The organism is Acinetobacter indicus, from assembly GCF_009914475.1.
GTDB classification, from domain to species: Bacteria; Pseudomonadota; Gammaproteobacteria; order Pseudomonadales; family Moraxellaceae; genus Acinetobacter; species Acinetobacter indicus.
On sequence record NZ_CP045198.1, the window covers coordinates 625,419 to 639,242 of the forward strand.

Sequence of the window (13,824 nt, forward strand, 5' to 3'; positions counted from 1 at the left end):
TAACATAGTGCCTTTTAAACTTAAAAACCTGTTCCATTCGCTGGATCACATTTTTGCTTAAGAAATGTCATGGCATAGTTTACACGTGTCGCTATATCTTCACTTCCTAATGAAAAAATAGTGTATGGTTCATTATTTTTTAAGCGTATAGAAACAAGTTCTTTAGATTGTTTAACTTCTAAAACCTTTCCCCAATCAATTCCATTTTCGGTACTCCCTAGTCGTAAGTCAGGTCTTAGGGATACTACCGGTTCAACCATTGAACCACCATGATAAACTCTCAAAGATAAGCTATTATTATCATAATTTATTTTGCTAATACAACGATCAATAGTAGTTACGTTGGTAATTTTACTATAGCCTTCGAGTCGTGCTGATCCATCATGCTCATCAGCCATATCTGAAAAATATTTTTTTAAATCTCCAGATTGGATACCTTTGTCTGGTAATATAATCGTTAAAAATTTTTGTGCATTTGCTACAGTTTGCTCTGCTGCTATAAGTGGTGTTGTAAATAAAAAACAGCTGGACATAATAGTCAGAGACTTTAGGTAATTCATGTATAAAAAGCCAAATAAATAAATCGTTTTATTTTAAAATAAAACTCCTCTACTTTAAAGATTAGTATTTTTCTTTTTTTAGCAGTATTAGGTAATATATAAATACAACTTAAAAGCTTGATTTTTTGATTTTCAAATGAAGAAATATTTAATTTATATATCGTTCTTTACCACCACAGGTCTTTCTGCAGAATATGTAATGATTGGACCTCCTTCTGGAGAGTGGGGGCGAACCTATGGTGAAACTTATCAAAACTCGGTAAAACAAAAAGAAATTCAAAAACAGGTCGATTTGTTGGGTAAACACCGGACAGCAGAAGCTCAAAAAATGGTGGATCTTGCAGACGCAGCGCGTAAGGCAAGAGGTGAGAATACTGATTCAGTAATTAAAAATAATGATCAAAAAAAATCAGAAATTAAAAAAGAACAGTTAAGTTTAAGTGAAAAAGAAAAGGAGCTTAAACGTAAACTGGCTCAAGTCGAGAAAGAAGAGCAAGAAGCAAGAAAGAAAATTGAGTTATTACAATATCGTAATGCAGTACGTAATGGAACCAGTGTAGGTGCACTTCGTTGTGGGAGTTCAGGGCGTCCACGTGTGCATTTGGTGGGTGTAGTTGGACGTGCAACACGACCAGATCACGTGTATTCGGATTGCCGTTTGAAGCAGGTACAGTATCGTTGTCGTGGTGAAGGAAATTGGCAATTTTATACAAATAATTTATGGGTCTTAAGTAATGCATGTATTGGTATTGGTGATGACGTAATAGTAAATGTTCACTGTGATGCTGAACAAGTTGAAGTGCGACCAACACAATTTAGCTGTGATATTCACTAAGTTATATCCAGTAGCACAATATTCAGCTTTTATCTGTCAACTCATTTTATGAGGAATGGTAAATCTATGTATCATGTTTAGTTTCAAGGTTTTGATTAATAAGATAGTGTTTTTCAAAGAAGTATTGGAGAATTTAAAAATAAAATGAATGATAAAGGGATCAAGAATGATTCGTCCTGCGACAATTGAAGATGTGGCAGTTATTGCACAAGCGCATGTGCAGAGCGGGCAAGAAACCTGTCAGCAGATGCTCTATCTACCTATTTTGGCGGAATATAAGCTAGATACACGGCTTGCTTTATGATTGCAGGTGCTCAAGCTCAATAACCATATTCTATTGGTTACAGAAGGAGCAGGGCATATTCAGGGCTTTATTGATGTTTCGCTAAGTGAAGCAAAAGGCATTGCCAAAATTATAGCGTTATATGTATTGAAAGCTGCATAAAAGCGTAGGATTGGTCGAGTCTTGTTTAAAGAGGCATTAAAAGATATTCACCCAATGCAATATCCATAGATTTTACTCAATGTTTATGATCAGAACCCAGTCTGTCAGTTTGATGAACATATGAGAGCAAAATGCATTACTGCTGAAGATGTTAGCAATGAAGGTAAAAATCTCAAGGTTCTACATATCTATGGGACCGCGATGCATTTGCTGATTTAGATGGTTTGATTTAGTAGATTCAGAGTAAAAATTGCATGATACACAAGATAAAAGACTCGGCTTTAAAAGTCCGAGTCAGGTATTATGGCAACAACATGGTGTTGCACTTCAAATGCGAATCTAAGAAGGCCCAAAGCGATATTTACGTTGAGCCTGATCTTTTGAATTTTCTATTGTTCCAGATTATTCAACTGAGTTGCCCCAATCCAGTGTTTCGAGAACTGATAAGCGGCACGGCCTGAGCGTTGACCGCGTGCCTGACACCAGCGTAAAGCTTCGGCACGTGCTTCTGCACTGAGTTGCATATTCGCTTTATTCAAGTAATGTTCTACGATTTCCAGATATAAATTCTGATCCATTGGGTAGAACGACAACCACATGCCAAAACGGTCAGACAGCGAAATTTTTTCCTCAATCGCTTCCTGTGGATGCAGCTCGGTATATTGTGGCACATCTACCCGCGTTACTGGTGTATTTTCATGCATAAACTCAGGTAATAAATGCCGGCGGTTACTGGTGGCATAAATCACAAAATTACTTGAACCGGACTGTAATGAACCATCCAGCACACTTTTTAAAGAGCGATAATTTTCATCTTCGGCGTTAAAGGCCAGATCATCACAATAGACAATAAATTTTTCCGGCCGATCTGCAATCTGCTTCTGAATTTCAGGCAAATCCGATAAATCATCACGTTCAATTTCAATTAACCGTAACCCTTGTGCTTCATACTCGGTTAGCAGGGCACGCACAATGGAAGATTTTCCGGTACCACGTGAACCGGTAAGCAGTACATCATTGGCCGGTAAGCCTTTTAAAAACTGCAAGGTATTTTGAATTACTTTTTCTTTTTGTTTTTCAATGCCTTTTAAATCTTCCAGATAGATTTTTCGTGGCTGGTAAATGGCTTTTAACTGTTGATCCTGCCATTTAAATGCCGATGCAGAAAAATCGGTGGCTTGCTTGAGTTCAGGCAAATGTTGCTGGAGCTGCTGTAAAACGGTTGCAAGCGAGGTGAGAATATTATCGGGTAAATCAATATGCGCCATGATTATTCAGCTTTTCGGTCTAGGTCAAAAGATTATCGGGTGCACAAACGACTGTATACCAAGGCGAAATGATTTAGCAATGAAAACATGAATTATGCAATTGAAGAATGTCTGAAATTTCTGCATAGTTAGGAGACATCGACAGATCAGCGCCTATTCAGCGAAGCGCAGAGGGAAGCTATGTTGTTTAAAGAGTTTAGCCAGGACATTAATCCTCATCAGGCCTATCGGATCAAAAAATTAAAACGAAAAATAGAACATGCCGAGAGTTACGAAGAATGGAAAAATCTGGCACTAAAAATAGATGAAGAATCGGGGGCGCAGGAATGGAAGTATGACAACACCTCGCCGTATTTTGATGCTGAAATTATTGCCCATCGTCTGAATTTATTACGCCGTTACCGCCTGGCAGAGCGAACCAGCGATCTGATGTATATTCTGCGTGAAGGCCTGACCTATGATGTGGCCAATATTGCCCATCCGATGCTGTTTACCGCGACCTATGTCGGCACTAAAAAAATTATTGAAGATTATATTGAAGAAGTCAGCAACAGTCTGGCCTTTATTGTATCCAAAGAATGCCATTTACTCAGTACTCAGGAAAAGATCGAATTTTTTAAAAACTGTCAGGTGGCCTATGGCCAGCCGGCGATTATGTTTTCAGGCGGGGCAACCTTGGGCCTGTTCCACACCGGCGTGTGCAAGGCGCTGCTAGAGCGTGACCTGATGCCGCAAGTGCTGTCTGGCTCCAGTGCCGGGGCGATTATGACCGCTATGCTTGGTATTTCCAAACCGTTGGAGATGATGCACATTTTAAATGGTGAATCGTTCTTTACCGAAGCTTTTCATTTTCGCCGCTGGGAAGACATTTTAAAGGGCAATGGTGGTATTGCCGATGTGCGCTATCTAAAAAAATTCCTGCTCACCAACCTCGGCGATGTCACCTTTGAAGAAGCCTTTAAGATGTCCGGGCTGCATATCAATATTGCAGTTGCGCCGTATGATGCATCACAGGAAGCACGCATCATGAACAGTTATACCTCGCCAGATTTGCTGGTCTGGAGTGCAGCTTTGGCCTCCTGTGCGGTACCGGTGCTGTTTCCACCGGTGCGTTTGACCAGTAAACGGCAGGATGGGGAACATACGCCCTATATGGGCAGAACCCGTTGGGTCGATGGCAGTGTGCGTAGTGATTTCCCGCAGGAAAAAATGGCGCGTTTATATAATGTGAATTACACCATTGCCAGTCAGGTCAATCCGCATGTGGTGCCATTTATGCAAACCGATGCCGAGCGTTTCCGTAAAGATATGCTGAGCTGGCCGGAGCGCATTGTGCGCCGTCAAGGCAAAGTGATTAGTAAGGGGATTATGGACTTTACCCGTGAACGTGTCGGTGGTGTGCCGGCGGTACGCCGTCTGCTCGATCATGGCCATGGCATTGTCGATCAGCGTTATTATGGTGATGTGAATATTGTTGGCAAATATGGCTGGCGTCATTATAGCTATATGTTACAAAACCCGCGTCCACACCTGTTCCGATTGTTACAACGCGAAGGTGAACGCGCCACCTGGCCAAAAATCTCCATGATTGAAACCCATGCCCGCGTGGGTAAAACCATTCAGCATTGTCTGGAACTTTTAGAATATCAGCAGAACCCCGTTGAACACGCCAAATCCGAATTTATTGCCGTTTAGTCCGGCTGAACTTGAACACTATTGTTTTGAGTTAAAAACCAAGCCGCAAAGCTTCAAGATGGGGCGGCGTCTGTTTCAGTTTCAACAAGGGCAATCTGTATACTGGTTGAAAGCCCAGCAGAGGGATGCGCATCCGCAACTGAGCGCAGGTTTTTGCCGAGAGCTGGATTTTTATCGCCAGTTTCAGCAGGCAGATGCACCGGATTTTTTACTGCCATTCTATTGTAGTCAAAATACCGAAATGCTGTGCATTCAGCAGGAGACTTTTCAGGATTATCTGATTGTGCCAGATGCGCCGGCGTTTTTTACTTTAGCACCCTCACAATTTAGCCTAAGCCAGATTCAAACACGTTTGCTGCAGGTACTGGATAGCCTGGAACAGCTAACACGGTTGGGCTATCTACATGCAGATTTAAAAGTCGAACATTGGCGCGAATGGACAGGGCAGGTCAAACTGATTGATTTTGAGCAGTTGCAGGCCATAGATGATCCGCTAATGTCCAATATGACCGCCACACCACGCTATATGGCACCTGAATTATTTCATGGTGAAGCCAAAACGCTGGCCAGTGATCTTTATGCGCTGGGGATTATTATCTATGAATGGCTGACTCAGCGCCGTTTACAGGCCAAAAGCTATCAGGATTGGGCCTATTTGCATTGTCAGCAGCTTAAAATTGAGTTACCCGCAGCGTATTTGGGCTTTCAGGACCTGCTTGAGGCGATGCTCAACAAACAAAAAAGCCAGAGAGAAGTCAGTTTTTTGGCCTTAAAAACACTGTTAAGCACTGAAAATGCTTAAGAAAAAACCAAAATAGAGGCTTTTGTTTTTTATTTAAACAAACAAGTGGCTTTTTCATAAAAAGGGCTTGTCATCGGGAAGTGATCTCTATAATATACACAGCCATCGGGGGCGTGGCGAAATTGGTAGACGCACTGGATTTAGGTTCCAGCGCTGCGAGGCGTGAGAGTTCGAGTCTCTCCGCCCCCACCACTTAAATATCAAGTGAGCTTGATTTTAGGTAACAGAGGATTGGTGTAATGGTAGCATGACGGTCTCCAAAACCGTTCGTCAAGGTTCGAATCCTTGATCCTCTGCCAGAATTTTGAGAAATCCAGCATTAAGTTGGTACCCGGTATGGGGGCGTGGCGAAATTGGTAGACGCACTGGATTTAGGTTCCAGCGCTGCGAGGCGTGAGAGTTCGAGTCTCTCCGCCCCCACCACTTAAAATTAGCAAGGTCAAAATCCTCGCTTTTTTGTTGAACCGGCCAGCTTGAGTATTTCTTAAAAAAATTGGCATCTTTATATGGGGATGTGGCGGAATTGGTAGACGCACTGTGTTCAGGTCGCAGCGCCGCAAGGTGTAAGAGTTCGAGTCTCTTCATCCCCACCAAATTCTGAAAAAGCAGGGCAGATGTCCTGCTTTTTTATTGCCTGTTATTTTGTCAGGCCTTTATCTCGCCCAAAGAAAAGCCCGCAGAACAGACGGTTCAACGGGCTCAAGTTATGAGAACACTTTATTTTTCTCGATCAAAGAGTGCGTAAACGAATTCAGGCTTTTAAGTGGTCCTCAAATTCTTCACCGAGTTGTACCGCCAGTGCATTGCCGGCCAGTTCACCCGTGACCAGACCATATTCTTTTTTAAAACTAAAGGTAAAACCACGGCCATCGGCTAAATTTTTGACTGAATATCCCAGTTTTTCTAACCAAATACGAAAGGCAATTAAATTTTTAGCTTTTACCACTTTTTTCACGAGCGTACTCCCTTATCTTCAATAAAGTATAGATATGGTTATATCAAGATTTTTTAAAGGGCAAAATTCAAGAATGTGTCAAAAAATATTGAGATTGATGATTTTTGCAGCAAAAAATCCAGAATTTGAGCGCCTAAAAAACGTGTATTGATGAATAAATCAGCAGAATTTTAAGCAAATTTTAAATTAATTGATTGATATATTTGATGTATTTTTATTCTAAATTTTCAATATTATCTATGGGCTATTTAAGCCGCCTTGAAATAATTTGTTAAATATTGATGACAACACATCTTTAAGTATTTCTTACAACCTCAGCCCAGCGCGAGATAAAAAGCTGTAGAGATCTGTGCCTGCTATGACCGTATGCGCTGAGTGATTGATGGCTTTATTTTCAGCCATCGCGGGCGTGGAGATCGGGTATCATAAAGCACAGCAACAGGAGTGAGTAAGATGACGCCAAATACCATTGAAGCTGACGTACAGCAGGCCATTCAACAGATGCAGCAACAGGGCCAAACCCCGGTGGCGGTAATGCTAGGCCATGAAGACTGGCTGGTCTTTACCGAACAATCGCAGGTGGCCTACACTCCATTTGGCAGTGCGCGTCGTTATCAACCAGCGTTGGGCGGCTTACTGCTGGTACGCATTGATGAAATGAATGCGGTACGTGTGGTGACACAGACCGAGCTGGATGCGTATGCGGCCAGTCACCAACTGTTATAAACCGGTTAAACCGCTTTAAAAATTATCTTTCATTTCACGTAATTTTTGGAATTCTTCGACGCTGTCCACCCGTAAAAAAGGATTGGTCTGCAGTTCCAGTTCAATTGTACTTGGCAAGGTCGGCTGATTTAGCAGGCGTAAATCTTCCACCTGCTGATAACGCTGTTGTAGCGCCAGATTATCCGGTTCAACATGCAGGGCAAATTTGGCATTGGACAGGGTATATTCGTGGGTGCAGTACACTTGGGTGCGCGCTGGTAATGCCGCCAGACGGTTTAAAGAGTGATACATCTGCTCAAAGGTGCCTTCAAAAACCCGGCCGCAGCCCATCGCAAACAGGGTATCACCGCAAAACAGGGTATCGATGGCATCCATAAAATACACAATATGCCCCAGGGTATGGCCGGGAACCGCCAGTACATCCACCTGCAGATCATGAAATTTAAAATGGGCTTCATGCTGCAAAGGGTGGGTGATAAACGGAATTTTACTCAGCTCTTCGCGTGGTCCATACACTGGAATATTGCGTGATTGCAGCAGCTCCGGCACACCCCCAATATGGTCTTTATGCCAGTGGGTCAGCCAGATCTGGCTTAAATTTAAACCATGTTCACGGCAATACTGTTCCACCGGTTCGGCTTCGGTGGGGTCGACCACAATCACATCTCTGGATGTAGTATGTTCCAGCAGCCAAATATAATTCTGTAACTGGTTCTGAATATCCAGCAGATGCACTTTATAGTTGCTCATCCCTCACCCCCACATAATATAATGCCCAGTATAGCCTGAAAGCGATGTTGTCGTCGCTGTGTATCCAAAATTGATCTTTGACTGAAAAGGTCTACAATAAGCCACGTTTCAATTTTCCCCTGCACGTTCATGAGTTTTGCCTATCGCGCCGATATTGACGGTTTAAGAGCGATTGCCGTCCTGTTGGTGATTTTTAATCATATTGGCCTGTCTATTTTCCCCGGTGGTTATATTGGCGTCGATATTTTCTTTGTGATTTCGGGCTATTTAATTACCTTAATTTTAAGCAAAGAAATCCAGAACCAGACTTTCTCAATTGGTCGCTTTTATAAAAAGCGGGTGGTGCGTTTGGCACCGGCCTATTTTACTGTACTGAGTGTGGTGAGTCTGGTGGCCTGGCAGGTGATGCTGCCCGATGAGCTGAGTCGTTATTTCGACAGTGTCTTTTATGCCACGTTTCTGATGGCCAATATTTATATGCAGCGTGAAGTCGGTGATTACTTCAGTCAGAGTGTCAATGAAGTGCCGCTGCTGCATTTATGGTCGTTGGGCGTTGAAGAGCAGTTCTATATTTTCTGGCCGCTGATTCTGCTGTGCTTTATGAAAAGAAGTAACCGGCAATGGGGTCTGCTGATGGTCGGATCTTTTATTCTCATGTCGTTGCTGTATGCGCAGCAGCAGTTGAGCGTGAATGCCGAGAAAGCCTATTACAGTATGCCGGTCCGCGCCTTTGAACTGCTCTTGGGTGCGCTGATCTGCTTTTTGCCACAAATAAAATGGTCAAAATGGCTGGTACAAACGCTGGTCTGGAGTTGTCTGGCGCTGTTGTTAGGCACGGCAATGTGGTTGGATCATGCCACACCATTTCCGGGCGCACTGGCGCTGATTCCATGTCTGGCAACGGCCTTGATTATTTATATCGGTCAGAGCGTGCAGTCACAGAATGTGGTACTGACCAACCGTTTTAGCCTCTGGATGGGCAAAATTTCCTATCCTTTATATTTATGGCACTGGCCGGTGATCGTGCTGTTCAGTATCTATATGCTGCCGGTTAATGCCGGTTATCAGCTGGCTATGGTGCTGCTTAGTATCGCGCTGGCCTATCTGACTTATCGTTATATTGAACAGCCGAGCAAAGGTTTTGTGATGGCTGCCAATTACAAGGTCATTCTGAGCGGTTTTGTGGCGCCGGCGCTCTGTTTTATTGGCGTGGCGCAGCTGGTCAGTCAGCATCAGGGTTTTCCGGAGCGGCTAAGTCCGCAAGTGCAAAACCAGATGGCAGCCTTAAATTCGTTTGCGCATGGCATCCGGCAGAAATGTCACAGCTTTCCCAATCCTGGAACGCTGGCCAATCCGCAAGACTGTGTGCTGGGTGTGGAAAAACCGCAGATTGATTTTATGCTGATTGGTGACTCACATGCCAACAGTTATACCGGACTGCTGGATGTCTGGGCCAAAGATGCCGGACTGCGTGGTTATGACAGCACTCAGGACACCACCATTTATTTACCGGGTGTCCAGCGTGGCCGTGGTGAGCATGAAGTGGCTGCCTTTCAAGCCCGCAATGACGCAATTGAGGCGCATTTAAAACAGCATCATTATCAGTTTGTGGTGATGTCAGCTGCCTTTAGCCAGTATCTGGATGCCGGGCATGATCTGCATCCGAGCGCAGAAGAGGACAGTCAGGTCGCGAATCATTTAGACAGTTATTTTGCCGGTTTACAGGCTGCGGTGGATAGTGCACTGGCCAGCAGCGAGTATGTAGTGATGCTGATGGATGTTCCGGTGATTGATCCGGATCAGGCCAATTGTTCATTACGCCGTGAATGGCTGGGGATTGAGCGTGAATGCGCGGTGTCGGCAGATGAATTCCAGCAGAGCAATGCACCAATTTATCAGTGGATGAGCGAATTGCAGCAGCAGTACCCACAACTGATTGTGGTCGAGCCGACCAAGGTGCTGTGTGATGCGCAGCAATGTGATTTAAGTGTCGAGGGAACGCCGCTGTATCGAAATCAGGATGATGATCATCTCAGTTTTAAAGGTTCGGAAGCGCTGGGGCAGGCCTATTTACAGCAATACGGCAATCCGCTGAAATCGCTTTAATCTTTCTCGTCTGCATAAAAAAGCCGTGAATTGGTCACGGCTTTTTTTATTGTATTTCAGCTTAGCGGATTTTCGCCAGGAAGCGGCCTAAACGGCTAAGCGCTTCACGTAATTCATTTTCAGCTGGCAGGAACACCACACGGAAATGATCTGGGGTTGGCCAGTTAAAGCCGGTGCCTTGAACCAGCAGCACTTTTTCGGCTTTCAGGAAATCCAGCATCAGTTTTTCATCATCTTCAATGGCGTAGACATTTGGGTCCAGTTTCGGGAAGCAGTACATTGCACCTTCTGGCTTGACGCAAGACACACCCGGAATTTCGTTCAGCATTTCCCAGGCAATATTGCGCTGTTCATACAGACGGCCACCCGGACGGATCAGGTCATTAATTGACTGATAGCCACCAAGCGCGGTCTGAATCGCATATTGCGCCTGATGGTTGGCACACAGACGCATAGAGGCCAGCATGTCCAGACCTTCAATATAGTCGGCTGCGCGTGAACGGTCGCCAGTAATGGCCATCCAGCCAGAACGGTAGCCGGCAATACGGTAGGCTTTAGATAAACCGTTGAATGAAATACACAGCTGATCACCAGCCAGGGCTGCAACCGACACATGTTCAATGCCGTCATACACGATTTTGTCGTAAATTTCGTCGGCAAATAAAATCAGATCATATTTTTTTGCCAGCGCGACAATCTGTTCCAGCACATGACGTGGATAAACTGCACCGGTCGGGTTGTTCGGGTTAATAATCACAATACCGCGGGTATTGGGTGTGATTTTGCTTTCCATATCGGCCAGATCTGGATACCAGTGGTTTTCTTCATCACATTTATAGTGAATGGCTGTACCACCCGACAGATTAACCGCCGCCGTCCACAGTGGATAGTCCGGCATTGGAATTAGCATTTCATCGCCATCATCCAGCAGGCCTTGCATGGCCATTACGATTAGCTCAGACACGCCATTGCCGATATAGACATCATTAACGTGCAGGTCAAAAATGCCTTTTTGCTGATAATACTGGCAAATAGCCTTACGTGCCGGGAAAATCCCTTTGGAGTCGGTATAACCGACTGCATTCGGCAGGTTCAGCGCCACATCGTTAATAATTTCCTGTGGGGCTTCAAAGCCGAAGGGGGCGGGGTTACCAATATTCAGTTTAATAATTTTATGGCCGGCCTCTTCCATTTCATTGGCCGCTCGTAACACAGGTCCGCGAATGTCGTAGCATACATGCTCGAGTTTTGAGGATTTTTTAATTTCGCGAGGAGTCGTGTTACCTGTGGACATAATTCCATCCAATTATATGTTTCTGTTAGCAAAAAATAGATTACGCAATTATCACAATCTATACTGAAATTTAGCTAGATATTTTGCAAGCTCTAGCGTAAATATGGAAGTACTGAAGCATGACATTGAATGTCAAAGATTTAAAGGAGTTAGTGATGGGAAAACTCAATAAAACAGACCGAGAATGGCAAAGAGAGTTATCACCAGAAGAGTTTCGGATTACACGACAAAAAGGAACCGAACCGGCCTTTACAGGGAAATACTGGAATAGCAAACAGGATGGGGTGTATGTGTGCCGTTGCTGTGGAGAAGCCTTATTTTCTTCCGACACCAAATACGACAGCGGCAGTGGCTGGCCAAGTTTCTACCGTCCGATTGCCCCGGGGGTTGTGGAAGAACATAACGATCAGTCGCATGGCATGGTGCGTACCGAAATTGTCTGTCATCATTGTGATGCACATTTGGGCCATGTTTTTGATGATGGACCGCAACCGACCGGCTTGCGCTATTGCGTCAACTCGGCGTCATTAGAACTAAAAACACAAGAAAAAAGTGATGAGGAAACCTATCCATGACCAACATTTATCAGTTTGAGGCTGAGTTGTTAGATGGGAAAAATAAATCATTTGCCGATTATGAAGGCAAGGTTTTATTGGTGGTGAATACCGCCAGCAAATGCGGTTTTACCCCGCAGTTTGCCGGACTGGAAAAGCTGTATGAAAAATACAAGACCCAAGGCTTTGAGGTGCTCGGCTTTCCCTGTAACCAGTTTGGTGGCCAGGACCCCGGTTCCAATGAGCAGATCGGGGCCTTTTGCCAGAAAAATTATGGGGTCAGCTTTCCCATGTTTGCCAAGGTCGATGTCAAAGGCCCGGAAGCACACGCAATTTTCCGTTATTTAACCAATAACAGCAAAGGCATTTTGGGCAACGGCATCAAGTGGAACTTTACCAAGTTTTTAATTGGCAAAGATGGCAAAGTGCTGAATCGCTATGCACCAACCACCAAGCCGGATGCGCTGGAACAGGATATTGAACAGGCCTTACAGGGTTAAGATAGGGCAGATGATTTCAGCATCAGCTTTAATTTTGGGGGTGATGCTTATCCACGCAAACAGTGCTTAATCCTGCCTAAAATAAAAAATGCGCTGAAAGCAGCCATAAAAAATCCACTCAATAGAGTGGATTTTTTAATATCAGCACTTACAAAATTGCTTTTAGGCGCTGAATCACCTGTTCGCACTGGGCGATATCGGCCACCAAGGCTAAACGGACATGGTTTTCACCCGGATTCCCTTGCTCAGTTTCACGCGATAAATACCGGCCCGGCAATACTTTAATGTGCGCTTTTTCCATCAGCATTTTGGCAAAGGCTTCATCATTGTCGACTTTGAGCCAGTAATAGAAACCGGCGTCCGGTTTCTGTAAAGGGAGTAGATGCCCCAGTTCGCTTTGGAACAAGTCAAATTTGGCGCGGTATTGCACGCGGTTGTCTTCAACGTGCTGCTCATCATCCCAAGCTGCAATAGAGGCCAGTTGATGCTGTACCGGCATGGCTGCACCATGATAGGTACGGTATTGCAAATACGGTTTCAGTAAATCGGCATCGCCGGCAACAAAGCCTGAACGCATCCCCGGCAGATTGGAACGCTTGGACAGCGAATGGAAAACCACGCAGTTTTTATAGTCGTCGCGGCCTATTTCGGCACAAACTTCGAGCAGGCCCGTTGGTGCTTCATCAAACCACAGTTCTGAATAGCATTCATCCGAGGCAATTACAAAACCGTATTGATCGGACAGTGCAATCAGCTTTTTAAACTGGTCTTTGGACAGTACCGCACCGGTCGGGTTGCCCGGCGTACAGACAAATAGCAACGCGGTTTTTTCCCAGACTTCGGCTGGTACGGCATCAAAGTCACCTAAATACTGGTTGTCTTCGGTACAGTTAATGAAATACGGCTTGGCCCCGGCCAGTAAGGTTGCGCCTTCATAAATCTGGTAAAACGGGTTTGGCATCACCACATACGGTGCATCTTCACGTTTCACCAGTGCCTGTACAAAAGAGAAGATCGCTTCACGGGTACCTGAAACCGGTAAAACATGGTGATCTGCACTGATGCTGTTCAGCTTGAAACGGCGACTTAGCCACTGGGCAATGCTGTGGCGTAATTCAGGCAGACCCTTGCTGTTCGGGTAAGTCGATAAATGCTGGAAGTTGTCAATAATGGCCTGTTTTACAAATTCCGGTGCCGGGTGCTTCGGTTCTCCAATTGAGAGGGAAATCAGCGGTAAATCGGCCGGTTGTATATCCTGAAAAAGTCGGTTTAACTTTTCAAATGGATAAGGGTGCAATAAAGACAAACTTGAGTTCATGTAATCGTTACCGATA

General features: G+C 44.6%; 15 protein-coding genes and 4 tRNA genes. 13 read left to right on the top strand and 6 right to left on the bottom strand.

Going from position 1 to position 13,824, the window contains the following annotated elements; genetic code table 11:
- Positions 1 to 20: 20 nt before the first annotated feature.
- Complete coding sequence (locus GA693_RS03470; protein ID WP_074382963.1) at positions 21 to 560, bottom strand: hypothetical protein; 540 nt, start codon at positions 558 to 560, stop codon at positions 21 to 23.
- Between the two features lie 136 nt (positions 561 to 696).
- On the opposite strand from GA693_RS03470, the gene GA693_RS03475 reads away from it, so the two are divergent.
- The 3 genes from GA693_RS03475 (at position 697) to GA693_RS14935 (ending at position 1,840) form a co-directional block, all read left to right on the top strand.
- Positions 697 to 1,395: a hypothetical protein gene (locus GA693_RS03475; protein WP_141667070.1), complete on the top strand. Its 699-nt coding sequence runs from the start codon at positions 697 to 699 to the stop codon at positions 1,393 to 1,395.
- A 166-nt stretch (positions 1,396 to 1,561) separates the two neighbouring features.
- Positions 1,562 to 1,699 (top strand): hypothetical protein, encoded by a 138-nt coding sequence (locus GA693_RS03480; protein ID WP_157797501.1) that lies wholly within the window; start codon positions 1,562 to 1,564, stop codon positions 1,697 to 1,699.
- A gap of 6 nt (positions 1,700 to 1,705) precedes the next feature.
- On the top strand, positions 1,706 to 1,840 hold the full coding sequence (locus GA693_RS14935; protein WP_257222781.1) for a hypothetical protein: 135 nt from the start codon (positions 1,706 to 1,708) through the stop codon (positions 1,838 to 1,840).
- A gap of 389 nt (positions 1,841 to 2,229) precedes the next feature.
- Here GA693_RS14935 and GA693_RS03485 read toward each other — a convergent pair whose 3' ends face one another.
- Complete coding sequence (locus GA693_RS03485) at positions 2,230 to 3,108, bottom strand: ATP-binding protein (protein WP_160241427.1); 879 nt, start codon at positions 3,106 to 3,108, stop codon at positions 2,230 to 2,232.
- 180 nt (positions 3,109 to 3,288) lie between these two features.
- Here GA693_RS03485 and GA693_RS03490 point away from each other — a divergent pair, with 180 nt between their 5' ends.
- The 6 genes from GA693_RS03490 to GA693_RS03515 all read left to right on the top strand — a co-directional run bounded on the left by GA693_RS03490 (position 3,289) and on the right by GA693_RS03515 (position 6,198).
- The gene (locus GA693_RS03490; RefSeq protein ID WP_160241426.1) at positions 3,289 to 4,803 is read left to right on the top strand and encodes a DUF3336 domain-containing protein; all 1,515 of its coding nucleotides are present in this window, start codon (positions 3,289 to 3,291) and stop codon (positions 4,801 to 4,803) included.
- Entirely contained in the window at positions 4,769 to 5,605 is an 837-nt protein-coding gene (locus tag GA693_RS03495) for a protein kinase domain-containing protein (RefSeq protein WP_160241425.1), read from the top strand. Before GA693_RS03490 ends, GA693_RS03495 begins: the two co-directional genes overlap by 35 nt.
- Before the next feature lie 107 nt (positions 5,606 to 5,712).
- A tRNA-Leu gene (locus GA693_RS03500) sits at positions 5,713 to 5,797 on the top strand.
- Positions 5,798 to 5,830: 33 nt separating this feature from the next.
- Positions 5,831 to 5,904: transfer RNA gene (locus tag GA693_RS03505), tRNA-Trp, on the top strand.
- Between the two features lie 39 nt (positions 5,905 to 5,943).
- Positions 5,944 to 6,028: transfer RNA gene (locus GA693_RS03510), tRNA-Leu, on the top strand.
- 85 nt (positions 6,029 to 6,113) lie between these two features.
- Positions 6,114 to 6,198, top strand: a tRNA-Leu gene (locus tag GA693_RS03515).
- 158 nt (positions 6,199 to 6,356) lie between these two features.
- Here GA693_RS03515 and GA693_RS03520 read toward each other — a convergent pair.
- Complete coding sequence (locus GA693_RS03520; protein WP_005177162.1) at positions 6,357 to 6,560, bottom strand: hypothetical protein; 204 nt, start codon at positions 6,558 to 6,560, stop codon at positions 6,357 to 6,359.
- A gap of 453 nt (positions 6,561 to 7,013) precedes the next feature.
- Here GA693_RS03520 and GA693_RS03525 point away from each other — a divergent pair, with 453 nt between their 5' ends.
- Positions 7,014 to 7,286, top strand: a complete 273-nt coding sequence (locus tag GA693_RS03525) for a hypothetical protein (RefSeq protein ID WP_160241424.1) — start codon at positions 7,014 to 7,016, stop codon at positions 7,284 to 7,286.
- A gap of 15 nt (positions 7,287 to 7,301) precedes the next feature.
- Here the strand turns inward: GA693_RS03525 and gloB are convergent, their stop codons facing one another.
- Entirely contained in the window at positions 7,302 to 8,036 is a 735-nt protein-coding gene (gene gloB, locus GA693_RS03530) for a hydroxyacylglutathione hydrolase (protein WP_005177169.1), read from the bottom strand.
- Positions 8,037 to 8,165: 129 nt separating this feature from the next.
- Here gloB and GA693_RS03535 point away from each other — a divergent pair, with 129 nt between their 5' ends.
- A complete protein-coding gene (locus tag GA693_RS03535; protein WP_160241423.1) occupies positions 8,166 to 10,142 on the top strand; it encodes an acyltransferase family protein in 1,977 nt (658 codons plus the stop codon).
- Between the two features lie 61 nt (positions 10,143 to 10,203).
- Here GA693_RS03535 and GA693_RS03540 read toward each other — a convergent pair whose 3' ends face one another.
- Positions 10,204 to 11,436, bottom strand: coding sequence for a pyridoxal phosphate-dependent aminotransferase (locus GA693_RS03540; RefSeq protein WP_005177173.1), 1,233 nt, complete (start codon positions 11,434 to 11,436; stop codon positions 10,204 to 10,206).
- A gap of 155 nt (positions 11,437 to 11,591) precedes the next feature.
- Here GA693_RS03540 and msrB point away from each other — a divergent pair, with 155 nt between their 5' ends.
- Together msrB and GA693_RS03550 are read left to right on the top strand one after the other, a co-directional pair.
- Positions 11,592 to 12,011, top strand: a complete 420-nt coding sequence (msrB, locus tag GA693_RS03545) for a peptide-methionine (R)-S-oxide reductase MsrB (RefSeq protein ID WP_005177175.1) — start codon at positions 11,592 to 11,594, stop codon at positions 12,009 to 12,011.
- Complete coding sequence (locus GA693_RS03550) at positions 12,008 to 12,490, top strand: glutathione peroxidase (protein ID WP_005177178.1); 483 nt, start codon at positions 12,008 to 12,010, stop codon at positions 12,488 to 12,490. The genes msrB and GA693_RS03550 overlap by 4 nt, the downstream gene beginning before the upstream one ends.
- Before the next feature lie 148 nt (positions 12,491 to 12,638).
- On the opposite strand, the gene dapC is transcribed toward GA693_RS03550, so the two are convergent.
- Positions 12,639 to 13,808, bottom strand: a complete 1,170-nt coding sequence (gene dapC, locus GA693_RS03555) for a succinyldiaminopimelate transaminase (RefSeq protein ID WP_160241422.1) — start codon at positions 13,806 to 13,808, stop codon at positions 12,639 to 12,641.
- Positions 13,809 to 13,824: the final 16 nt, after the last annotated feature.

Bases quoted from the DNA above. Each gene is read 5' to 3' on its own strand.
- GA693_RS03485 (WP_160241427.1), bottom strand. From the start codon at position 3,108: ATGGCGCATATTGATTTACCCGATAATATTCTCACCTCGCTTGCAACC.
- GA693_RS03470 (WP_074382963.1), bottom strand. From the start codon at position 560: ATGAATTACCTAAAGTCTCTGACTATTATGTCCAGCTGTTTTTTATTT.
- GA693_RS03550 (WP_005177178.1), top strand. From the start codon at position 12,008: ATGACCAACATTTATCAGTTTGAGGCTGAGTTGTTAGATGGGAAAAAT.
- GA693_RS03480 (WP_157797501.1), top strand. From the start codon at position 1,562: ATGATTCGTCCTGCGACAATTGAAGATGTGGCAGTTATTGCACAAGCG.
- GA693_RS03540 (WP_005177173.1), bottom strand. From the start codon at position 11,436: ATGTCCACAGGTAACACGACTCCTCGCGAAATTAAAAAATCCTCAAAA.
- GA693_RS03535 (WP_160241423.1), top strand. From the start codon at position 8,166: ATGAGTTTTGCCTATCGCGCCGATATTGACGGTTTAAGAGCGATTGCC.
- gloB (WP_005177169.1), bottom strand. From the start codon at position 8,036: ATGAGCAACTATAAAGTGCATCTGCTGGATATTCAGAACCAGTTACAG.
- msrB (WP_005177175.1), top strand. From the start codon at position 11,592: ATGGGAAAACTCAATAAAACAGACCGAGAATGGCAAAGAGAGTTATCA.
- GA693_RS03525 (WP_160241424.1), top strand. From the start codon at position 7,014: ATGACGCCAAATACCATTGAAGCTGACGTACAGCAGGCCATTCAACAG.
- GA693_RS03490 (WP_160241426.1), top strand. From the start codon at position 3,289: ATGTTGTTTAAAGAGTTTAGCCAGGACATTAATCCTCATCAGGCCTAT.
- GA693_RS03475 (WP_141667070.1), top strand. From the start codon at position 697: ATGAAGAAATATTTAATTTATATATCGTTCTTTACCACCACAGGTCTT.
- dapC (WP_160241422.1), bottom strand. From the start codon at position 13,808: ATGAACTCAAGTTTGTCTTTATTGCACCCTTATCCATTTGAAAAGTTA.